This window comes from Rhizobium sp. AG207R, assembly GCF_027109195.1.
GTDB lineage: Bacteria > Pseudomonadota > Alphaproteobacteria > Rhizobiales > Rhizobiaceae > Rhizobium > Rhizobium dioscoreae.
Genome location: NZ_JAEPVT010000015.1, coordinates 108,353 through 128,639, shown reverse-complemented (window position 1 = coordinate 128,639; position 20,287 = coordinate 108,353). Strand labels below are relative to the sequence as shown.

The following is a 20,287-nucleotide window of genomic DNA, read 5'->3' as shown; positions in this document are numbered from 1 at the left end:
ATGGGATTAAGGTTTCAAATTAAAACCACCTGGGAGAACTACTGTGATTCCTGCCAATGAAACATTCGCCGGTACATTCCCCTTCGCACCGCATTTCACCGAGGCACCTGGCTTCCAGATGCATTATGTCGACGAAGGACCTCGCGACGGCGAGACCATCCTCTGCCTGCATGGCGAGCCGACCTGGGGCTATCTGTTTCGCCATCTCATCTCGACACTGAGCCGCACACACCGCGTCGTCGTTCCCGACCACATGGGGTTTGGCAAAAGCGAAACGCCGGCCGTCCGTAGCTATTGGCTGCAGGATCATATCGCCAATCTGGAGACCTTCGTGCTTGCGCTCGACCTCACAGACATCACGCTCGTCATGCATGATTTCGGCGGCCCGGTCGGCATGGGCTTTGCCGCTCGTCATCCTCACAGGATTCGCCGCATCATCTCGGCTAATGGACCAACGTCCTTCGGCCAGGCCGATGTTATCGATCGGGCGGTAGCGAACGCCGCCGTATCGCCGTGGTTTCAATGGATCATCAAGGCCGAGGCCGACGGCACGCTGGAGCCGGTGCTCCACAATCTCGGCTACAACATTCTCAGCACGCTCAAGCTCAATGGCTTCGAAAACAATGCCATCATCAACGGCACCTGGCTCGAAGCCTATGGCACTCCTTTTGCCACCGCGGCCGAGTGCCTTGGCGCGCTCGGCTGGGCCAAGGGCTTTGCGACCGGTGCCCACCAGTTCGAGATACCCGATGCGGCCGCCGAGCGCATCATCCGCAGCAAACCGGCGCTCGCCATCTGGGGCGAGGCGGACCGGACGCTGCATGGCGAGCATTTCCTGCCGCTCTTTACCGCCCTCTTCCCGTCGGCGCCAATCAAGCACCTTCCAGGCGTGGGCCATTATTGCTTCGAAGATGCGCCGGAGACGATCTCAGGTCTGATCGCGGATTTCCTGCAGCGGACATGAGGCCATCAGGTCAAGGCAATCGCAACCGAAAACAAGAGAGCGGGAAACCTTCCCGCTTGCACTTCGTCGATCTTGCCTCTTCCTTGCCCATGGCGCGTCCAGACAGGACACAAAGCCCAACAATTGACACCTTAACTAGATACCTATCCAATTGGCATTCTCGGTGTTCGCGACGCCGTTCCACGTGGTTATTCACCAAGCGTTTGAGGCAAATGACCACACGATCGCAAGCCATTGTCACGACAGCCGAGGACCGCCCGCGCGACGGATGAAACGATCCTGTCAACGGCTCCATCTCCTCGTAGACGCTGCTCGTCAGCGGCATCATCCGCAACCGAAGCATCAGCGCCGCATCGTCGACCCGCCCCTCAATTTCGAGGATACCGGATTAGCCCGCAGGGAGCTATTTTTTACGGGCGGAGCAAACTGACGGTAGATATGAATGTATCGCCGTGACGATGAAGCCCAATAGCTGCTTGAGACGTTACTGTTCACGCTAAATGTGATCGTCGACAATGAGGAACACCGGCACCGGATCACCCAAGGCTTTCTGGATGCGAAGCAATTGATAGCCACGAAGTATAGGGACGAATCCAATGCTCAACCGGCCGTAGAGGCATGCCTTAGAGAGTTCGCTACCCTCAAGGATGCGAATGATTTTGCCGCAGCCGGGTGGATGATGGCTGCGATCCGGGAGCGGTTGACCGGGCAGGACCTGCCGGAGTTGGAAAAGCGCGAAAAGCTTGCATACGAGGCGATGTCATTCCTGCCCGTAAAGAAGCACCGTATTCAGTAGCGTGGCCGCCGACCTCATATCCAATGCGCCTTAGCGGGAAAGAAAAGATATAGGGATGCACCTATATGGCGAAATCCCGCTCTAGACATTCGCGTAGATTTAAGAATTAATCCGATCGGCGGGGCCACGAACGGATGACAGACGCGATGGACGAGGATCTTCATAATATTGAACCAGAATGGAAAAGTGCCTTGGCAATTGTTGCTCTGGTGCTTGCCTGTATATTTCTGATTGCTGGTCCCTTTGGGCTCTGACACGCCATGTCACCCGCTTATCCATGACTTTGGGTTTCGCACCCGGATGATAGTGAGATGCGGAGCTTTAATGCCCCTGAAGAATTCAGCGTGCAGGATAATTGCGCGAAACTGGCGCCTCCCTATCAAAATTTCGTTTGAAGCGCCCTAAAATCTCTCTTTTTAAAAGAGAAGACCACAGAATTTGGAATCGTGCTCAGGGTGGCTCGGCTGTATTATCGTTTAGACCAACAGACCGGATGTAAATCTCGGATATGAGATTTGAATTCCTCGAATCACAAACGTCGAGGGTCCCGGATCTACACCTATGCTGCAGTCCCCCAGTGCAAAGGGCCCGGCCGAAGGCGGACCAAACGAGGGTATCGACCGGGTCCTCTGAACCGCCGCTTTCGCAAAAAAAGCCCGATGTTAAGTCGGGCTAAGCTTGGTGGGAAAGTATCAAACTGTATCGCCTATCAAGGCTATAATCGTCTGAAATGAATGCCCTGCCCGGTGGGGCCAGGCAGGGCGGCTACGTGGCACTGTTGCGCGAGTCGGGGCCGAACTGGAGTTTAGTAACCTGCGCAGAGTGAAAGTATCACCCCGTAGTGGCTTTGTGAATAGGAGAATAGTCTCAGCATAAAGACAGCATCCCTCACATTACGGCTCGTCAGGTAGAAATATAGCTTGCATATTAATACGAGCGTTACCTCTTGTGCCACCGTCTCATAGATACATTTGGATAAAGAGAGTTTGATTGGTCGCGATAGCATTGCTTCCGAGTGCCTTGACGCGCTCGACTGGGGTCAAAGGCTTTGATCGGCGCCCATCAATTCGAAAGATCAGATTCGGCCGCCGAGCGCATCATCAGTAGCACGCCGGCGCTCCCTATTTGAGGCAAGGCAGACAGGGCGCTATATGCGGAGCATTTCCTCCCGCTCTTTTCCGCCCTTTTCACGCCGGCGCCCATCGAGCGCCTCCTAGGCGTCGGCCGTTATTGCTTCGAAGATGCCCCAGAAACCACCTCGAGCCTGATTGCGGTCTTCCGGCGGCGGAGCTGGGCGGCACGATCTCAAAAGTCGAAACTAAAGAGTGGAGGGCCATCCGCTCCGGCCGGCAATGTCGTATCGGCACAGCCTCTTTCATCATGGCGGATCTCGCCCAACTACAAGCCGGCCGATCGGAACTTGGCAGCGGCCAATTGACATTCGGTATCGTTGTGACACCGTTCCGCGTGATTGCCGACCCACCGTACCGAGGCAAAATGACAAAGCGATCGCAAGCCGTTATCACCACAGCCGACGAACGCCCGCGCGACGGATGGAACGATCCCGTCCACGGCTCCATCTCCTGGCACACACTGCTCAGCAGCGACATCACCCCCACCGACAGCATGAGCGCCGGCATAGCCGAACTAGCCCCCGGCGGCGAACTCAAGCCGCATCGCCACGACCCAGCGGAAATCTACTTCATCTTCGAAGGAACCGGCATCGTCCGGATCGACGGTCAGGATACAACGGTCAAATCAGGCACAACCGTTTTCATCCCCGGCAGCGCCGAACATGGCATCCGCAACGAATCGTCAGCCAATTTGAAGTTCTTCTACGTCTTCCCGACGGGGTCGTTTGCCGACGTGGTTTATCGGTTTCCGGAGAATCGAGACACGCCTGGCTGACTTTCAGCAGATCACCGTGATCGACAGCGGTCTGAAACAAAGGGCGAAATGGCGGAGAGGATGCCAAGAATTATCCCGGCAGATCCTCATCACTCAGATGCCTTTAAAAATAGGGCAATTAGCGGCTCATTGATGTAGTAATTGTTGCGCCCACTCTGTTGTTTGCTCAAAATTCCGGCATCGGCGAGCGCATCGAGATAGCGAGCCGCCGTCTGGCGCGTAACATTCAGCTCTTTCTGCACGTAATCGATCCGCGTGTAAGGATGCCGGAATAAGTTGTTCAGCAGATCCTGCGAGTAGATTTTCGGAAATTCCGTTCGGAGTCGCTTTTTTGCTGTCGCCATCTGCTGGCGAATATTCTCGACCAGGTCCAGCGTCGTTTTAGCGGTCTCATCGACCGCTCGCAGCATGTAGATAAGCCAATCCTTCCATTCACCGGTATCGCGCACACGTTGCAGCAGGCGATAATACTCACCCTTCGAGTTGTTTATGGCGCGGCTGAGATAGAGAATGGGAATTTCGAGGAGACCCACTCGTGTAAGGTAGAGAACGTTCAGGATACGCCCTATGCGGCCATTGCCATCCGGGAACGGATGAATGCTTTCGAATTGATGGTGGATCAATGCCATTTTGATAAGCGGGTCGAGCGTTGAGAGCGCATCATCATTTACGAAACGCTCAAGCCCGCTCATTGCTAGGTTAATGTCGCACTGGTCCTGGGGAGGCACATAGACGATCTCACCCGAGCGATCGTTTCGGAGCGCTGTGCCTGGCGTCTGGCGAAAACCATCCGTGCGCCGTTTGAGAAGCTGAAACATACCGATGATAGTCGCATTCGTAATCAGACCTTCGGTTTGCCGAAGATTGTCAAAGCCGAATTTGAGGGCATCTCGATACAGAGCGACTTCTTTTGCTGCAGGAGACTCCAACCCCTCTGGAAACAGGTCCGCCTGAAACAATTCGTCCTGGGTGGTGACGATGTTTTCGATCTCCGAACTTGCTTTTGCCTCTTGCAATGCAAGCGTGTCGATCAGAATTCCCTGATTGGGTATTGCCGCGGCTCGCCCCTTCAACTCAGCGAGTGATCTGTTCGCGGCGGCGAGTGCCTTGAAAACTTCGATGGTTTCTAAGCCATGAAGCGATGTCAGATCAGGAAGCTGATAGGATGGGTTTAACATGTGCGACTCGATATGTTAAAAAAACCCTATTTCTTTAACATATCCGTCGCGATCTGTTAAATCTGCCTCTATGCTTGCCCATGGGAGTCAATCCAAGATCTGAGTTGAATGCGAGAAAGAGATTCTATGTGTTTCCGACGGGATGTTTGCCGAGGTAGTCTATCGGTTTCCGGGGAGTTGAGGCGTTTTAGGCTATTGCGGCTGCTTGTTCAGTTCACTTGAAAGTGACGGGTAGCGAAAGCCAAAATGGCGGAGAGGGTGGGATTTGAACCCACGATACCCTTGCAGGTATGCCGCATTTCGAGTGCGGTGCATTCGACCACTCTGCCACCTCTCCGGTTATGCTGGTCGGCGCTTGTTCGGCGCGGGCTGTCTCATAGCGACAGAAGAGAAGGATGGCAAGGGTGAATATGAAAGCTTTTCATCCTTTTGCCTTGACAGATCAGAGACGCTTATATATCCCGTGCGACGCAATAGGTGTGGATAAGTCCGTGCCTTGCCCGCCCTGCTTTGAGCAGGGTTTCACCGGCAGAACTTTTTGAAGGCTCAAACCTTTGGAATCCCTGCTAAGTTTCGACTGATAAAAAGACGGCCGCTCGTCCTTGAGGCGAGAGAGCCGGAACGAACATGAAAGGATAAAAAATGTTCGCAGTCATCAAGACCGGCGGTAAGCAGTACCGTGTGGCAGCCAACGACGTGCTGACCATCGAGAAGCTCGAAGTCACCGCCGGCGACACCGTAGAATTCACCGAAGTCCTCGTTATCGGCGAAGGCGCCGACGCTGCGATTGGTGCTCCCTTCGTCAAGGGCGCTTCCGTCAAGGCCGAAGTGGTCGAGCACAACCGCGGCAAGAAGGTCATCGCCTTCAAGAAGCGCCGTCGTCAGAACTCGAAGCGTTCGCGCGGCCATCGCCAGCATCACACGGTTGTCCGCATCACGGACATCGTGGCTGCTAAGTAAGTAACGGGATCAAGGTTTAAAGGAGAACTCCAATGGCACACAAAAAAGCTGGCGGTTCCTCGCGCAACGGTCGCGATTCCGAATCCAAGCGCCTTGGCGTGAAGAAGTTCGGCGGCGAAGCCGTCATCGCAGGCAACATTATCGTGCGTCAGCGCGGCACGCAGTGGCACCCGGGTTCCAACGTTGGCCTCGGCAAGGATCACACGATTTTTGCGCTTACGGCGGGCAACGTGAACTACCGTACGAAGGCCAATGGCCGCGTGTACGTGTCTGTAATGCCGAAAGCGGAAGCAGCGGAATAAGCCGGTAGCGCTCTAAAACAGCCGGCGTCTCATCGACCCGGCTGACCGCATCAGGTTCAGTCCAGAAAACAGGGGAGATGGGGCGCCATCTCCCCTTTTTCTTACCCTCAACCAAGGAGGACTGAACCATGCAAGGCGAATTGTTAAGGGAAGACCAATCGAGGTCTCCCGAAGAACGGCTGAGGCCGGAGCGGTTAAGGACCGATTGCCCTGTCTTACTGTCGGAAAGGCTCGTTCTGCGCGCGCCCCACGAAGAAGACATCGACGCCCTTGCCCATCTCGCCAACAACGCCCATGTCGCCACAATGGTATCGCGTATGCCGCACCCGTATACGACCGCCGATGCCGCCGATTTCGTGCGACGCACGAAGCTTGGCGAGATTGGCAAGTGCGTCTATGCGATTACCAAAGCCGACAACGGCGCCTTTCTCGGTTGCTGCGGGGTTGAACCCACGGGCGACCCGAACACGGTCGAGATCGGTTACTGGCTGGGCGAGCCCTACTGGAACCAGGGCTATACGACGGAAGCGGCCCATGCCCTCATCGACATGGTCTTCCGCACGCGTGAGAATGTGGCGCAAATCGATGCCCGTTGCCGGGTAACGAACGTCGCATCGAGGCGCGTCGTGCAGAAGTGCGGCTTCCAGTTCCAGGGATCCGGCCTTGCTGCGTCGCTGGCGCTCGGCAGCACCGTGCCGGTCGAATGGTACCGGCTCGACCGCAAGACCTGGATCTCGCTGCGCAGCTGGGGAGGCATGAGATGAACGCTCTCGCCCTCACCCGCCGCGATACCCGGATTCTGACGCCCGGGCCAACGCCGGTCATCCAGACCGGCCGACTGACGCTGCGCCCGCACCGGCTCAGCGACGCCGATATGATTGCGGAATCGCTTTCGGATTTCGCCGTCACCCGCATGCTGGCCCGCGTTCCCGCGCCCTATGACCGGCAGGATGCGCTCGACTGGCTGGTCGAGCACACCTCCGGCCTCGGTGTCGATTGGGAGCTCGCCATCACCGAGCGGGATGATGCCCATATCGGCTGCGTCGGCATCGAGCTTCGCCACGGCCGCTGGCACCTCGGTTATTGGCTGAACCGCTTCTACTGGCGGCAAGGCATCATGACCGAAGCGGTCAAGGCTGCGCTCGAACGTTTTGCCCGCCGCATGCCCGAAGTCGCCGTTTATTCTGGCGTCTTCGCCGACAATCCGGCGTCGCTCAAGCTGCAGCAGAAGCTCGGCTTCGAGATTATTGGCTGCTCGGAGATCTACAGCTTTGCCCGCAACACCATGGTTCCGCATATCGAAACCGTGCTGAAGCCGGGCGCGCTGCGGCTCTCGCAGGCGGCCTGAGCCATGAGAATAGGCCATCGCCGGCCCGTCCGGCGATGGCCGTCATATCAATCATGCAGTTCCGCCCCTTTATGGCGCTGGAGCCGCACGATATTCTTTGACCTCAGCCCGAAGCGCCTATATCGAAGGCGACATGACGGGCAAACGGCCGCTCGATGTTTCTTTTAGATGCAGAAGGAGCGGCAGACATTGAAAAGAGCGCATAGGCTTTTGTGAATCCCATTCGATCCGAGGGGATATGCGCCGACACCGGGTGACGGACGTAAGATGAAATTTCTCGATGAAGCAAAAGTCTATATTCGCTCAGGCGACGGCGGCGCGGGCAGCGTCTCCTTCCGCCGCGAGAAATTCATCGAGTTCGGCGGCCCGGATGGCGGCGATGGCGGCCGCGGCGGCGATGTCTGGGTCGAGGCCGTCAATGGCCTGAATACACTGATCGATTTCCGCTACCAGCAGCACTTCAAGGCGAAGGTCGGCATGCATGGCATGGGCAAGAACCGCGCCGGCGCCAAGGGCGACGACGTGACGCTGAAAGTGCCCGTGGGAACGCAGATCTTCGAAGAAGACCAGAAAACGCTGATCTGCGATTTGACGGAAGAAGGCCAGCGCTTCCGGCTGGCCGCAGGTGGCAACGGTGGCTTCGGTAATGCCTATTTCAAATCCTCGGTCAATCAGGCGCCGGACTGGGCCAATCCCGGTCTTCCGGGCGAAGAAAAGACCATCTGGCTGCGGCTGAAACTCATCGCCGATGCCGGCCTCGTCGGCCTGCCGAATGCCGGAAAATCGACGTTTCTCGCAGCCGTCAGCCGTGCACGGCCGAAGATCGCCAATTATCCCTTCACGACGCTGCATCCTAATCTCGGCGTTGCCACCATCGACGGCCAGGAGTTCATTTTGGCCGATATTCCCGGCCTGATCGAAGGCGCCCATGAGGGCGTCGGCATCGGCGACCGCTTCCTCGGCCATGTCGAGCGCACGCGCGTGCTGCTGCATCTGGTCTCCGCCCAGGAAGAAAAGGTCGGCAAGGCCTACAAGACCGTGAAGCACGAGCTGGAAGCCTATGGCAACGACATCACGGACAAGCCGGAGATCGTTGCCCTTTCGCAGATCGACGTGCTGGACGATGAAACGCTGAAGAAGAAGACGCGCGAACTGGCGCGGGCCTGCGGCAAGACGCCCTTCCAGATTTCCGCCGCCACCGGGCGCGGCATGACGGAAGTGCTGCGCGCATTACGCGACGTCATCGTCGAAGCCAATGCCGGCGAAGCGGACAAGCCGGCGAAAACGCCGAAGCTGCGGCATCGCGACATGCAGTCCGCCGATGATGTCGGCGCTGACGACGAGGACAATCAGGGATGACTGCCCGCAAGCCGCTCGATCGCTACCGCCGCATCGTCATCAAGATCGGCTCGGCCCTTCTCGTCGATCGCAAGACCGGCTTGAAGAAATCCTGGCTCGACGGCATGTGCGCGGATATCGCCGCATTGAAGGCCAAGGGCATCGATGTTCTGGTCGTCTCCTCGGGCGCGATCGCGCTCGGCCGCTCCGTGCTCGACCTGCCCTCCGGTGCACTGAAGCTGGAGGAAAGCCAGGCGGCAGCGGCTGTTGGCCAGATTTCGCTGGCTCGTGCCTGGTCGGAAAGCCTGTCGCATGACAATATCGTCGCCGGCCAGATCCTACTGACCCTCGGCGACACGGAAGAGCGGCGGCGCTATCTCAATGCGCGCGCTACCATCAACCAGCTCCTGAAAATCGGCGCGGTGCCGATCATCAACGAGAACGATACGGTCGCCACCAGCGAAATCCGCTATGGTGACAATGATCGCCTCGCCGCCCGCGTCGCCACCATGACCGGCGCCGACCTTCTCGTGCTGCTATCTGACATCGACGGGCTCTATACCGCCCCGCCGCATCTCGATCCGCAGGCGAAATTCCTCGATACGATCGCGGAGATCACGCCCGAGATCGAAGCCATGGCCGGCGGTGCCGCCTCGGAGCTGTCGCGCGGCGGCATGCGCACGAAGATCGATGCCGGCAAGATAGCGACCGGAGCCGGCTGCGCCATGATTATTGCTTCCGGCAAGACCGACCGGCCGCTGAATGCGATCGAGAGCGGCGCCCGCTCCTCCTGGTTCGCGCCGTCGGGAACGCCCGTCACCGCCCGCAAGACCTGGATTGCCGGGCAGCTGCAGCCGGCCGGCGAATTGCATGTCGATGATGGCGCCGTCACCGCGCTTGGCGCCGGCAAGAGCCTGCTGCCGGCCGGCGTGCGCCGCGTCGTCGGCCATTTCGGCCGCGGCGACACTGTTGCCGTCGTCGGCCCCTCCGGCCGTGAGATCGCCCGCGGCCTTGTCGGCTATGATGCCGAAGAGGCCCGCCAGATCACCGGCCGCAAATCGGCGGAGATCGAGGCGATCCTCGGCTATGCCGGCCGCGCCGCCATGGTGCATCGCGACGACCTCGTCATGACCGCTTCCGTCAAGGCGAAGGCCGAGAAATCGAAGAAGGATGAAGCTCATGCTTGATACTGTCGCACAAAGCCCCGACATCGACGCGCTGATGAACGATATCGGCCGCAAGGCGCGGGCTGCGTCGCGACCGTTGGCCTTCGCGTCGACTGAAAGCAAGAACAAGGCGCTGAATGCCATGGCGGACACCATCCTGGCTCGCAAGGATCATATCCTCGCTGAAAACGCCAAGGACCTGAAAGACGTCGAAGGCACCGATATGCTCGCCTCCTTCGTCGATCGCCTTACGCTGAACGACAAGCGTGTCGCCGAAATGGCCGAAGGCATTCGCGCCATCGCCGCTCTGCCCGATCCCGTCGGCGAAGTCATCGCCGCCTGGGATCGTCCGAACGGCCTGAAGATCGAGCGCGTCCGCACGCCGCTTGGCGTCATCGGCGTCATCTTCGAAAGCCGGCCGAATGTCACTGCCGACGCCGGCGCACTGTGCCTGAAGGCCGGCAATGCCGTGATCCTGCGCTGCGGCAGCGATTCGCGCCGCTCCTCGCAGGCGATCCATGGGTGCCTGGTCGAAGGATTGAAGGCCGCCGGCCTGCCGGAACATGCCATCCAGCTCGTGCCCGTCAGCGATCGCGCCGCCGTCGGCGCCATGCTGCGCGGCCTCGAAGGCAATATCGATGTTATCGTGCCGCGCGGCGGCAAGAGCCTCGTCGCCCGCGTGCAGACCGAGGCGCGCGTGCCGGTCTTTGCCCATCTCGAAGGCCTCTGCCACATCTATATCGATGCCTCGGCCGATCTGGAGATGGCGAAATCCATCGTCGTCAACGCCAAGATGCGCCGCACCGGCATCTGCGGCGCCGCCGAAACGCTGCTGGTCGACAAGAAGGTCGCTTCCACCCATCTGAAGCCGCTGCTTGACGGACTTGCCGCGGCGGGCTGCGAAATCCGTGGCTCCGCCGATGTCCTGCAGCTCGTTCCCGGCCTCAAAACGGCAACGGAAGAGGATTGGACGACGGAATATCTCGCCGCCATCATCTCGGTCGCGCTGGTCGACGGGATTTCCGGGGCAATCGGCCATATCGGCAAATATTCATCGAACCATACCGAAGCCGTGATTGCCGAAGACCCTGATGTTGTCGAGCGCTTCTTCACCGAGATCGATTCGGCGATCCTGCTGCACAATGCCTCAACGCAATTTGCCGATGGCGGCGAATTCGGCATGGGCGCGGAAATCGGCATCGCCACCGGCAAGATGCATGCGCGCGGGCCTGTCGGCGTCGAGCAGCTCACCTCCTTCAAATATCGCGTTCGCGGCACCGGACAGATACGGCCCTGACGTGCTGAAAGAAGAGGTTGATCAACGCTATCTGCGCATGCCCCATACCGAGCGCGGCATGGTGGTCGGTCTTTTTGGCGGCTCGTTCAACCCGCCACATCGCGGTCATGCGCTGGTCGCCGAGATCGCCATTCGCCGGCTTGGCCTCGATCAGCTCTGGTGGATGGTAACACCGGGCAATCCGCTAAAGAGCCGCAATCATCTGGCGCCGCTTGCCGAGCGCATCGCGCTGAGCGAGCAGATCCTCCACAATCCGCGTATCAAGGTGACAGCGTTCGAGCAGACGCTGGGCATGAGCTATACCGCCAATACGCTGGCCTACGTGAAGGCACGCAACCGCCAGGTTCATTTCATCTGGATCATGGGCGCCGACAGTCTGAATACGTTCCATCGCTGGCAGAAATGGCAGGAAATCGCGCAAACCTTCCCGATCGCCGTCATCGACCGGCCGGGATCGACGCTCTCCTATCTCTCGGCCAAGATGGCAAAAACCTTCCATTATGCCCGCGTGGATGAAGATGACGCCCGCGTGCTCTGGAAGAAGCGTGCGCCGGCCTGGACCTTTATCCATGGACCGCGTTCGGCACTGAGCTCGACCGCCTTGCGCGCCGCTCAATAATTCCGCCAATTTTTCGGGAAGCCTGAAAAATAAAAAGCCCGACGCGGGAGGAGGTGCGTCGGGCTTTTGAACCTGATCAGCAACTGGGAGGAGGAGAGTTGCTGATCCATATCGAACGGCATTGGGAGGAGGAGATCGCCGTTTCGATGATTATGTTTTACCAGATTTTACCGATTGATAAATGGGCGATTGCGCAATGCAGCAATGCATATGACGCATGGCTATGAAAATTTTCTGCCCAAAAAACGCTTCTTTTGCGAATTTCTCGCCGTTTGATTTTCAGTATCGGGCTTAATTCGGCGAAAGAATGGCGCAAGATCCCACGGTTCGTAACGTTACGTCGTACTTCGTGAGCGTTCGCCAATCCACTGAGCAAATTCAGTCATGCATTTTTGTAATGCCCAAAACCGCTCATATGCGCTGCGTCGCGGAAAATCCATAAAATTCGTAGGTTTACGCGATCATTTCGCGATATATTTTTGCAAATACATCCCTAGTCAAGTCTCGCGTGTCGTTATATCTCTCAAAATATGTCGACATCTTTGGAGAGAATTAGGATGACCACCAGCCGACGCCAATGGATCAAGCTCGCAACCGCCGCGGTATCAGCCGCATGGCTCGGCCTTTCGGTCATTCCGGCACCGGCCCTCGCCGCCGACAAGATCGTCGTCTTTGCCGCCACCAGCATGAAGAACGCGCTCGACAACGCCGATGCCGCCTTCACCAAGGAAACCGGCAAGGAGGTCACTGTCTCCTACGCGGCGAGCGGACCGCTTGCAAAGCAGCTTGAAAACGGCGCGCCGGCCGATGTTTTCATCTCCGCCGACACGAACTGGATGGATTATGTTGCCGGCAAGAAGCTGATCAAGGACGATAGACGCGTCAACCTGCTGGGTAACAAGCTCGTTCTCGTCGCCGCCAAGAACAAGGCGAAGCCGGTCGAGATCAAGCAGGGCTTCGATCTTGCTAACCTGCTTGGCGACGGCAGGCTGGCGATCGGCCAGCCGGAATCGGTACCAGCAGGCAAATACGGCAAGACGGCGCTCGAAAAGCTCGGCGTCTGGGCTTCAGTCGAAAAGAAGGTCGCTGGCGCTGAAAGCGTTCGCGCAGCCCTCGCGCTCGTTTCGCGCGGCGAAGCGCCTTACGGCATCGTCTATCAGACCGATGTCTCGGCCGATCCTGGCGTTGCGGTCGTCGGCACCTTTCCGGCAGACAGCCACCCGCCGATCGTCTACCCGATCGCCATCACCAGCAGCAGCAAGAACCCGGACGTACAAGCCTATTTCGACTTTCTGAAATCGGCTAAGGCTGTTCCGTTCTTCGAGCATGAAGGCTTCACGATCCTGAAGCAGTGAGCGTCATCACCGCAAGTCGGGTATGAAAAGTTCAGGCCCTCAGGCTCGCTGACTCGTGGCGAGCCTGAGATGTTTTAAGGGGCGGGTATTTGGAAGCGTTGGGTCTGAGCAGCGACGAATGGACTGCAATAGAGCTGAGCCTGCGCGTTTCCATTGTCGCCATGCTGGTCAGCCTACCCTTCGGCATTGTCGCTGCCCTCCTGCTCGCACGCGGCCGGTTCTGGGGTAAATCCGTCCTCAATGGCGTCATCCATCTGCCGCTGATCCTGCCGCCCGTCGTCACCGGCTTCATCCTCCTGATCCTCTTCGGCCGAAAGGGGCCGATCGGATCTTTACTTGATCAATATCTCGGCCTCGTCTTCTCCTTCCGCTGGACGGGTGCCGCACTTGCCTGCGGCGTCATGGGCTTTCCGCTGATGGTCAGAAGCATCCGCCTGTCGATCGAAGCCGTCGACCGCAAGCTGGAGGAAGCCGCCGGCACGCTGGGCGCCAGCCCCATCTGGACCTTTCTGACGATCACGTTGCCCTTGATCCTGCCCGGGATCATCGCCGGCATGATCCTCTCCTTCGCCAAGGCCATGGGCGAATTCGGCGCCACCATCACCTTCGTCTCCAACATTCCCGGCGAGACCCAGACGCTATCTTCGGCGATCTACACCTTCACGCAGGTTCCAGGCGGCGATGCCGGCGCCATGCGCCTGACCATCGTCGCCATCGTCATTTCCATGGCGGCGCTGCTCGCCTCGGAATTCCTCGCCTATCTCGCAGGCCGCAGGGTAGATTTCGAATGACGCTTTCAGTCAATATCCGCCACCGCCTTGGCGCCTTTTCCCTGGAAGCCGCATTCACGTCCGATGGCGGCGTGACGGCGCTTTTCGGCCGCTCCGGCTCCGGCAAGACGTCGATCGTCCGTATCATTGCCGGCCTGACACGCCCTGATTACGGCAGCGTCAGCCTGGACGATACGGTGCTCGCGGACACCGACAGACAAATCTTCGTGCCGCGTCACCGCCGCCGCTTCGGCTATGTCTTCCAGGAAGCACGCCTGTTTCCGCATCTATCCGTGCGGCAGAACCTCAATTACGGCCGCTGGTTCGCATCCAAAAGCGAGCGCAGCGAAAGCTTCGATGGTGTCGTCGATCTCCTCGGCATCGGCGCACTGCTCGACCGGCGCCCGGCAAAGCTCTCGGGCGGCGAAAAGCAGCGCGTCGCGATCGGGCGCGCCCTGCTCTCCTCTCCGCGGCTCCTGCTGATGGACGAACCGCTGGCAGCACTCGACGAGGCCCGCAAGGCGGAAATCCTTCCCTATCTCGAGCGGCTTCGCGACGAGACCAATATACCGATCATTTATGTCAGCCATTCGATCTCCGAAGTGGCGCGCCTCGCCAACCGTGTCGTCGTCATGCGCGACGGCAAGGTCGAGGCGATCGGCGCCGCCGTCGACATCTTCAGCCAGCTCTCCGGCCCGCTGGCGGAAGACCGACGCGAAGCTGGTGTGCTGCTGGAAGGCCGCGTCGAAGCGATCGACGATAACAATCATCTCACCGTCGTCGCCCTGAAGGCGGCAAGATTGATCGTGCCGGGACAGGTAGCCGCGGTCGGCAAGACGGTGCGTGTCCATATTCCCGCCCGTGACGTCATGCTGGCGACGACGCGGCCGGAGGGTCTCAGCGCCCTCAATATCCTCGGCGGCGAAGTGCTGGGAATCGGCACGGCCGCTGACGGGACGGCTGAGATCAGGGTCGATTGCGGCGGCGACATCGTCACTGCCCGCATCACGCAATTCTCAGCCGAACGGCTGGGGCTGCGCATCGGGCTGCCGGTCCATGCGGTCATCAAGACCGTGGCGCTCGAACATTAGTCAGGATTTTTTCGAAGAAGCGTCCGCCAAGCTGCGATTGGCTTCGAGCCAGTCCAGGTCATCGGCTATTGCCGCGCGCAGCGTTGTTTCCATGCCGCGGAACCGCCGCAGCAACTCCTCGCCAAACGGCGTCAGGGCGGCGCCGCCACCCTTCTGGCCGCCGCGTTGCGATTCGACGACCGGTTCGCGGAACATATGATTGAGTTCGCTGATAAGCAGCCAGGCCCGGCGATAGGACATGTCCATGGCGCGGCCGGCGGCCGAGATCGAGCCGGTCTCCTGAATATGCTCGAGAAGCTCCATCTTGCCGCGCCCAAGCCGATCCTGCCCCGAAAAGCTGATGCGGAGAATGGGCTTCAACGATGACTGCGGAGCGTCGGTCATGGCACCTGTAACGGTTTGGTCTCAATGGTTTATAGGCGGCTTTCGCGCGCCTGTACATGCCGGGGAGAATGGACGGAAGACGGTAGCGGCCTATCTGATTTCCAATACAACGGCGCACTTCCAAACAGGAGCGCCGCGAGTTCTTCATCGTCGCACGGATGGGAAAAACAATGCCGGCTTATATCATCTCCGATGTCACGGTAAGCGATGCCGAGACCTTCCAGATCTACCGGACCCGCGCAGCCGCCGCTATTGCCCACTATGGCGGGCATTATCTTGTCCGTGGCGGCTCGATCGAAAAGCTGGAAGGCGACTGGTCGCCGCAGGCAATCGTGATCGTCGAGTTTCCCGACATCGAGCGAGCCAGAGCCTGGTATCGCTCGTCGGAATATGCCCATGCCCTTGAAGTTCGCGACCAAGCGCTCAGCCGCAACCTCATTCTTGTCGACGGAGTGACCCCGGAAAGCTGATTTTTGGCATCTGCCGCGGATGTTCACCCATATCTGGTGCAAAAGAGCCCCGTTCAGACACAAATCCTTGTCCCGAATGGCCGAAGTTACAGGTCTGCGTCTTGAAACCTTAATGCTTTGGTGCCTATCTTTATGACGTGATCGACTCAGATCACTCACGTGCATGTTCTGTTACTCAAGGAAGGAAGAGCACTGACAACAGTACACGCCAAGGGAAGAACGCCTGTCGTTATCCCGAAGAGCTCGGAACGTGGCGCCGATGCCGCTGCCCGCGCCCTGCAAGCCGTCCTCGCAAGCCTCGAGGATTCCAAGGCCGAAAATATCGTCACCATCGACATTGCTGGCAAGTCCGCGCTTGGAGACTACATGGTCGTCGTCTCCGGCCGATCGAACCGCCATGTCCTGGCGATTGCCGACCATCTCATGACCGATCTCAAGGACGAGGGCTTCGGCAATGCCCGCGTCGAGGGTCTCGATGGCGGCGACTGGGTGTTGATCGACACCGGCGACATCATCGTTCATGTCTTCCGACCCGAGATCCGCGAGTTCTACAACATCGAAAAGATGTGGGCAGCACCCGATCTCGATGAAGGCACGCTGCACTAGCGGAGCGACCGCATTTCCGGGAAAACTGGGTAGCGGTTTTCCGCCCGGGATGCGGAAGGATCCAAGGGCGCCTTCCCGGCCCCTCCTGTGCAGGTTTAGATCGCCGGAGATGAACCTCCGGCAAGAGTTTCGTTTTGTGCCGCCATGACGGCGGATATGCGTGGGAGCGGGAATGCGGATAGGTCTTTTTGCGGTGGGACGGCTGAAAGCCGGCCCGGAAAAGGATCTTGCGGCTCGCTATCTCGACCGTTTCGCCAAGGCCGGACCAGCCATCGGCCTGGAAATGGCGCGCATGACCGAGGTTGCCGAAAGCCGCGCATCCAATAGCGAGACCCGCAAGCGTGAAGAAGCGAACCTCTTGCAAAAGGCGCATCCCGAAGGCGGTGTCCTCATTCTTCTCGATGAGCGCGGCAAGGCGCTCGACAGTGAAGCCTTCGCCGGCATGCTAGGAACATACCGCGATCAGGGCAAGCGCGACCTGACGATCGCCATCGGCGGTGCCGACGGCCTCGATCCCGCCCTCTACGACAAGGCCGACATGACCATTTGCCTGGGAAAGCTGACCTGGCCGCACCAGCTCGTGCGCATCCTGATTGCCGAACAGCTCTACCGCGCCGTGACCATCCTCTCCGGACATCCCTACCATCGGGTGTGATTGCTCCATCCGTTTTGAAAACAGTTTGGCTTTCGCCGTTTTTGCGTTAACGAAACGCTCACACAGGCGTGTTTTGATTCCCGCCCTGAAAATGACGATGCTTCCTGGATGATCGCGGCAAATCAGCTTATTTTCGCGCGATCCGAAGGGACCAGGCCGAACCGACTGGATGAGAAAAGCCCCGCCCATGCTTTCGCGTATCGTGCTGCCAGCTTTGGCGGCAATACTCGGCGTGGGCGCCTATATGGCAGGCCCTTTCTCCCGGAAGGACGTCGCCATCGCGCAGGAAGCGGATGCCATCGCGCCGCAAGCGCCTGACGATCGCCCTTCCGCGACGGCATCGGCATCTGCACAGGAAATCCCTGACCCGGCAGCAGACCTTGCGCGTAAGCGCGATGAGACGCGCGCGCAGCTCGATGCGCTTTCCAAGACGATCAGCCTCTCGTCCGGTAAGACGAAGGAACTGGAAGACAGCATCGCCTCTCTCGACAAGAGCACCGAAAGCCTACGTCAGGCGCTGATCGACAGTGCAGCCCGTCGCAAGGACCTGGATCGCAAGATCCAGCAGAGCGAGAAGACGCTGACGAACCTCGCCGTCAGGCAAGACAAGATCCGCGCCTCACTGCACGAGCGCCGCGCGCTGCTGGCCGAGGTTCTCGGCGCGCTGGAGCGCATGGGACGCAATCCGCCGCCGGCTTTGCTGGTAACGCCGGACGATGCGCTCGCATCGGTGCGCAGCGCCATTCTTCTCGGCGCCGTCGTGCCCGGAATGCGCAAGGAGACGGACAAGCTCATCGCCGATCTGACCGATCTCAGCAAGTTGCAGGCCGATACCGCCGCCGAAAAGGCCAGCTTCACCACCACCATGACCAACAGTCTGGAGGAGGAGCGGCGTATGGATCTGCTGATTGCGGAGAATGATAAGCACAGCAAGGAAAACGCCACCCAGCTTGAGGCGGAGCGCAAGCGCGCGGAGGAGCTGGCAGGTCAGGCAACCAGCCTAGAAGGGCTCGTCGCCTCGCTGGAAAGCCAGATCGGCTCGGTGCGGGACGCTGCCGCAGCTGCCCGCGCGGAAGAGGCGCGCCGCGCGCAAATGACCGAACAGCAGCGCGAGCAGGCGAAAGCCCTCGCCGAGAGCGGTGTGCCCGATAAAAACCGCATTACGCCCGCATATGCATTTTCAGACCTGAAGAAAAAGTTGGAGCTGCCCGTGGCGGGCGATATTCTCCGCCAGTTCGGCGACGACGATGGCACCGGCCACACCGCGATGGGAATGACCGTCGCGACCGGCCCGGAAGCACTGGTCACGGCTCCCGCCGACGGCACGGTCGTCTACGCCGGCGCGTTTCGCAGCTACGGACAGATGATCATCCTGGACACGGGCGACGGCTATCACATGGTGCTGTCGGGCATGGACGCGATTAAGACGCGCCCTGGCAGATTCGTCTTCGCTGGCGAACCGCTTGCCACCATGGGCCAAAAAAGAGTCGCGAGCGCGACTGCATTGGCGCTGGAAACGGATCGGCCAACGCTTTACATTGAATTCCGAAAAGATGGAAAACCAGTCGATTCTCGGCCCTGGTGGACCTCCAAAGACACTGGAAAGGCACGCAATGATACGTAGGGCTTCTCTTGTTCTCGTCGGCGCATTGATGGGTGCGACCGCGATGGGCGTTATCTACTCGGCGGTAGCGCCGGCGGAAGCCGCTGGCACTTCCACCTATAAGGAATTGTCGATTTTCGGCGATGTCTTTGAGCGCGTGCGCGCGCAGTATGTGACCCCTCCCCAGGAAGACAAGCTCGTCGAAGCCGCCATCAACGGCATGCTGTCTTCACTGGACCCGCATTCGAGCTACATGAACGCCAAGGATGCGGAAGATATGCGCACCCAGACCAAGGGTGAGTTCGGCGGTCTCGGCATCGAAGTGACGATGGACAACGATCTCGTCAAGGTCATCACCCCGATCGACGATACCCCGGCTGCCAAGGCCGGTGTCCTTGCCGGCGACTATATCACCGCCATCGACGGCCAGTCCGTCCGCGGCCTGAAGCTGGAAGATGCCGTCGAGAAGATGCGCGGCCCGGTCAAGACGCCGATCAAGCTTACCCTGATGCGCAAAGGCGTCGACAAGCCGATCGAGCTCACCGTCATCCGTGATGTCATCGCCGTTGCCGCCGTCAAGTCGCGCGAGGAAGGTGGCGATGTCGGTTATATCCGCATCATCTCCTTCACCGAAAAGACCACCCCGGATCTCGAAGCCGCGATCGCCAAGATCAAGAAGGATATCCCGGCCGACAAGCTGAAGGGCTACGTCCTCGACCTGCGCCTCAACCCGGGCGGCCTGCTCGACCAGGCGATCAACGTTGCCGACGACGTGCTTGAGCGCGGCGAGATCGTTTCGACCCGCGGCCGCAATCCGGACGAGACCCGCCGCTTTAACGCCACCCCGGGCGATCTGACCGACGGCAAGCCGATCATCGTGCTCATCAACGGCGGTTCGGCCTCGGCTTCGGAAATCGTCGCCGGCGCGCTGCAGGATCTGCGCCGCGCCACCGTGCTCGGTACCCAGTCCTTCGGCAAGGGCTCCGTGCAGACGATCATTCCGCTCGGTGACGGCAACGGCGCCCTGCGCCTGACGACAGCGCTCTACTACACGCCGTCGGGCCGTTCGATCCAGGGCACGGGCATTACCCCCGATGTCAAGGTCGACCAGCCACTTCCCGACGATCTGAAGGGCAAGCTGACGACGGAAGGCGAATCCAGCCTGCCGGGCCACATCAAGGGCCAGAGCGAGACCGACAAGGGCTCCGGCTCTTCGGCCTACGTGCCGCCGGACCCGAAGGACGATATCCAGCTCAACTACGCACTCGACCTGCTGCGTGGCGCGAAGACCGATCCGGCCTTTCCGCCGAACCCCGAAAAGGCGGTTTCCTCAAAGTAAGGACTGGCGCCGGGCTGGAAACAGACCCGGCGCTTTCACGATGAGGGAGCGGGACGAAGTGTAGCGTTCCGGTCGTCTCCGCCGGCCTCAATTCCGTATGAATCCGACGTCTCTCAGAAACAATTTTGTTCATGTTTT

The 20,287-nt window shown here is 59.4% G+C and carries 21 protein-coding genes, 1 tRNA gene and 1 pseudogene; 20 read left to right on the top strand and 3 right to left on the bottom strand.

From position 1 onward, the window contains the following. Positions 1-43 precede the first annotated feature (43 nt). From JJQ51_RS29455 to JJQ51_RS29445, 3 genes are all read left to right on the top strand, one after another. On the top strand, positions 44-964 hold the full coding sequence (locus JJQ51_RS29455; protein ID WP_269245618.1) for an alpha/beta fold hydrolase: 921 nt from the start codon (positions 44-46) through the stop codon (positions 962-964). Between the two features lie 502 nt (positions 965-1,466). Further along, positions 1,467-1,760, top strand: a complete 294-nt coding sequence (locus JJQ51_RS29450) for a hypothetical protein (protein WP_269245617.1) — start codon at positions 1,467-1,469, stop codon at positions 1,758-1,760. 1,380 nt (positions 1,761-3,140) lie between these two features. After that, positions 3,141-3,668, top strand: a complete 528-nt coding sequence (locus tag JJQ51_RS29445) for a cupin domain-containing protein (RefSeq protein ID WP_269245616.1) — start codon at positions 3,141-3,143, stop codon at positions 3,666-3,668. An 89-nt stretch (positions 3,669-3,757) separates the two neighbouring features. On the opposite strand, the gene JJQ51_RS29440 is transcribed toward JJQ51_RS29445, so the two are convergent. Both JJQ51_RS29440 and JJQ51_RS29435 read right to left on the bottom strand, forming a co-directional pair. Then, positions 3,758-4,846, bottom strand: a complete 1,089-nt coding sequence (locus tag JJQ51_RS29440) for a Fic family protein (RefSeq protein ID WP_269245615.1) — start codon at positions 4,844-4,846, stop codon at positions 3,758-3,760. A gap of 247 nt (positions 4,847-5,093) precedes the next feature. Next, positions 5,094-5,183, bottom strand: a tRNA-Ser gene (locus JJQ51_RS29435). 305 nt (positions 5,184-5,488) lie between these two features. Here JJQ51_RS29435 and rplU point away from each other — a divergent pair. From rplU to modC, 12 genes are all read left to right on the top strand, one after another. Further along, a complete protein-coding gene (gene rplU, locus JJQ51_RS29430; protein ID WP_028753733.1) occupies positions 5,489-5,806 on the top strand; it encodes a 50S ribosomal protein L21 in 318 nt (105 codons plus the stop codon). 32 nt (positions 5,807-5,838) lie between these two features. Continuing rightward, the gene (rpmA, locus tag JJQ51_RS29425) at positions 5,839-6,108 is read left to right on the top strand and encodes a 50S ribosomal protein L27 (RefSeq protein ID WP_004127267.1); all 270 of its coding nucleotides are present in this window, start codon (positions 5,839-5,841) and stop codon (positions 6,106-6,108) included. Positions 6,109-6,236: 128 nt separating this feature from the next. Next, entirely contained in the window at positions 6,237-6,872 is a 636-nt protein-coding gene (locus JJQ51_RS29420; RefSeq protein ID WP_113352816.1) for a GNAT family N-acetyltransferase, read from the top strand. Further along, positions 6,869-7,456, top strand: coding sequence for a GNAT family N-acetyltransferase (locus tag JJQ51_RS29415; protein ID WP_113333478.1), 588 nt, complete (start codon positions 6,869-6,871; stop codon positions 7,454-7,456). Before JJQ51_RS29420 ends, JJQ51_RS29415 begins: the two co-directional genes overlap by 4 nt. Before the next feature lie 267 nt (positions 7,457-7,723). After that, a complete protein-coding gene (obgE, locus tag JJQ51_RS29410) occupies positions 7,724-8,815 on the top strand; it encodes a GTPase ObgE (RefSeq protein ID WP_269245614.1) in 1,092 nt (363 codons plus the stop codon). Next, positions 8,812-9,981 (top strand): glutamate 5-kinase, encoded by a 1,170-nt coding sequence (gene proB / locus JJQ51_RS29405; RefSeq protein ID WP_113420554.1) that lies wholly within the window; start codon positions 8,812-8,814, stop codon positions 9,979-9,981. The genes obgE and proB overlap by 4 nt, the downstream gene beginning before the upstream one ends. Further along, positions 9,974-11,257, top strand: coding sequence for a glutamate-5-semialdehyde dehydrogenase (locus JJQ51_RS29400; RefSeq protein WP_269245613.1), 1,284 nt, complete (start codon positions 9,974-9,976; stop codon positions 11,255-11,257). Before proB ends, JJQ51_RS29400 begins: the two co-directional genes overlap by 8 nt. 37 nt (positions 11,258-11,294) lie before the next feature. Continuing rightward, entirely contained in the window at positions 11,295-11,876 is a 582-nt protein-coding gene (locus JJQ51_RS29395; protein WP_269245628.1) for a nicotinate-nucleotide adenylyltransferase, read from the top strand. Positions 11,877-11,929: 53 nt separating this feature from the next. After that, positions 11,930-12,103, top strand: coding sequence for a hypothetical protein (locus JJQ51_RS29390; RefSeq protein ID WP_162750795.1), 174 nt, complete (start codon positions 11,930-11,932; stop codon positions 12,101-12,103). Between the two features lie 330 nt (positions 12,104-12,433). Next, complete coding sequence (gene modA / locus JJQ51_RS29385) at positions 12,434-13,231, top strand: molybdate ABC transporter substrate-binding protein (protein WP_269245612.1); 798 nt, start codon at positions 12,434-12,436, stop codon at positions 13,229-13,231. An 89-nt stretch (positions 13,232-13,320) separates the two neighbouring features. Continuing rightward, complete coding sequence (modB, locus tag JJQ51_RS29380; RefSeq protein WP_113395784.1) at positions 13,321-14,022, top strand: molybdate ABC transporter permease subunit; 702 nt, start codon at positions 13,321-13,323, stop codon at positions 14,020-14,022. Beyond that, positions 14,019-15,092 carry a molybdenum ABC transporter ATP-binding protein gene (gene modC / locus JJQ51_RS29375; protein ID WP_269245611.1) on the top strand — a complete coding sequence of 358 codons (1,074 nt, stop codon included), beginning with the start codon at positions 14,019-14,021 and terminating at the stop codon, positions 15,090-15,092. The genes modB and modC overlap by 4 nt, the downstream gene beginning before the upstream one ends. Here modC and JJQ51_RS29370 read toward each other — a convergent pair whose 3' ends face one another. Further along, positions 15,093-15,476: a winged helix-turn-helix domain-containing protein gene (locus JJQ51_RS29370; protein ID WP_113333472.1), complete on the bottom strand. Its 384-nt coding sequence runs from the start codon at positions 15,474-15,476 to the stop codon at positions 15,093-15,095. Between the two features lie 170 nt (positions 15,477-15,646). On the opposite strand from JJQ51_RS29370, the gene JJQ51_RS29365 reads away from it, so the two are divergent. From JJQ51_RS29365 to JJQ51_RS29345, 5 genes and pseudogenes are all read left to right on the top strand, one after another. Next, on the top strand, positions 15,647-15,946 hold the full coding sequence (locus JJQ51_RS29365; protein ID WP_269245610.1) for a DUF1330 domain-containing protein: 300 nt from the start codon (positions 15,647-15,649) through the stop codon (positions 15,944-15,946). 163 nt (positions 15,947-16,109) lie between these two features. After that, positions 16,110-16,552, top strand: a pseudogene (gene rsfS, locus JJQ51_RS29360) (ribosome silencing factor). Between the two features lie 172 nt (positions 16,553-16,724). Continuing rightward, positions 16,725-17,207: a 23S rRNA (pseudouridine(1915)-N(3))-methyltransferase RlmH gene (gene rlmH, locus JJQ51_RS29355; protein ID WP_113366484.1), complete on the top strand. Its 483-nt coding sequence runs from the start codon at positions 16,725-16,727 to the stop codon at positions 17,205-17,207. Positions 17,208-17,394: 187 nt separating this feature from the next. Further along, complete coding sequence (locus tag JJQ51_RS29350; RefSeq protein WP_269245609.1) at positions 17,395-18,831, top strand: murein hydrolase activator EnvC family protein; 1,437 nt, start codon at positions 17,395-17,397, stop codon at positions 18,829-18,831. Continuing rightward, a complete protein-coding gene (locus JJQ51_RS29345) occupies positions 18,821-20,149 on the top strand; it encodes a S41 family peptidase (protein ID WP_113333468.1) in 1,329 nt (442 codons plus the stop codon). The genes JJQ51_RS29350 and JJQ51_RS29345 overlap by 11 nt, the downstream gene beginning before the upstream one ends. Positions 20,150-20,287: the final 138 nt, after the last annotated feature.

Coding starts and splice junctions, on each gene's coding strand:
- rpmA (WP_004127267.1), top strand. CDS start 5,839: ATGGCACACAAAAAAGCTGGCGGTTCCTCGCGCAACGGTCGCGATTCC.
- JJQ51_RS29440 (WP_269245615.1), bottom strand. CDS start 4,846: ATGTTAAACCCATCCTATCAGCTTCCTGATCTGACATCGCTTCATGGC.
- proB (WP_113420554.1), top strand. CDS start 8,812: ATGACTGCCCGCAAGCCGCTCGATCGCTACCGCCGCATCGTCATCAAG.
- rplU (WP_028753733.1), top strand. CDS start 5,489: ATGTTCGCAGTCATCAAGACCGGCGGTAAGCAGTACCGTGTGGCAGCC.
- JJQ51_RS29445 (WP_269245616.1), top strand. CDS start 3,141: ATGGCGGATCTCGCCCAACTACAAGCCGGCCGATCGGAACTTGGCAGC.
- JJQ51_RS29400 (WP_269245613.1), top strand. CDS start 9,974: ATGCTTGATACTGTCGCACAAAGCCCCGACATCGACGCGCTGATGAAC.
- JJQ51_RS29365 (WP_269245610.1), top strand. CDS start 15,647: ATGCCGGCTTATATCATCTCCGATGTCACGGTAAGCGATGCCGAGACC.
- rlmH (WP_113366484.1), top strand. CDS start 16,725: ATGCGGATAGGTCTTTTTGCGGTGGGACGGCTGAAAGCCGGCCCGGAA.
- JJQ51_RS29395 (WP_269245628.1), top strand. CDS start 11,295: ATGCCCCATACCGAGCGCGGCATGGTGGTCGGTCTTTTTGGCGGCTCG.
- JJQ51_RS29415 (WP_113333478.1), top strand. CDS start 6,869: ATGAACGCTCTCGCCCTCACCCGCCGCGATACCCGGATTCTGACGCCC.
- JJQ51_RS29350 (WP_269245609.1), top strand. CDS start 17,395: ATGCTTTCGCGTATCGTGCTGCCAGCTTTGGCGGCAATACTCGGCGTG.
- modC (WP_269245611.1), top strand. CDS start 14,019: ATGACGCTTTCAGTCAATATCCGCCACCGCCTTGGCGCCTTTTCCCTG.
- modA (WP_269245612.1), top strand. CDS start 12,434: ATGACCACCAGCCGACGCCAATGGATCAAGCTCGCAACCGCCGCGGTA.
- obgE (WP_269245614.1), top strand. CDS start 7,724: ATGAAATTTCTCGATGAAGCAAAAGTCTATATTCGCTCAGGCGACGGC.
- JJQ51_RS29370 (WP_113333472.1), bottom strand. CDS start 15,476: ATGACCGACGCTCCGCAGTCATCGTTGAAGCCCATTCTCCGCATCAGC.
- JJQ51_RS29420 (WP_113352816.1), top strand. CDS start 6,237: ATGCAAGGCGAATTGTTAAGGGAAGACCAATCGAGGTCTCCCGAAGAA.
- JJQ51_RS29345 (WP_113333468.1), top strand. CDS start 18,821: ATGATACGTAGGGCTTCTCTTGTTCTCGTCGGCGCATTGATGGGTGCG.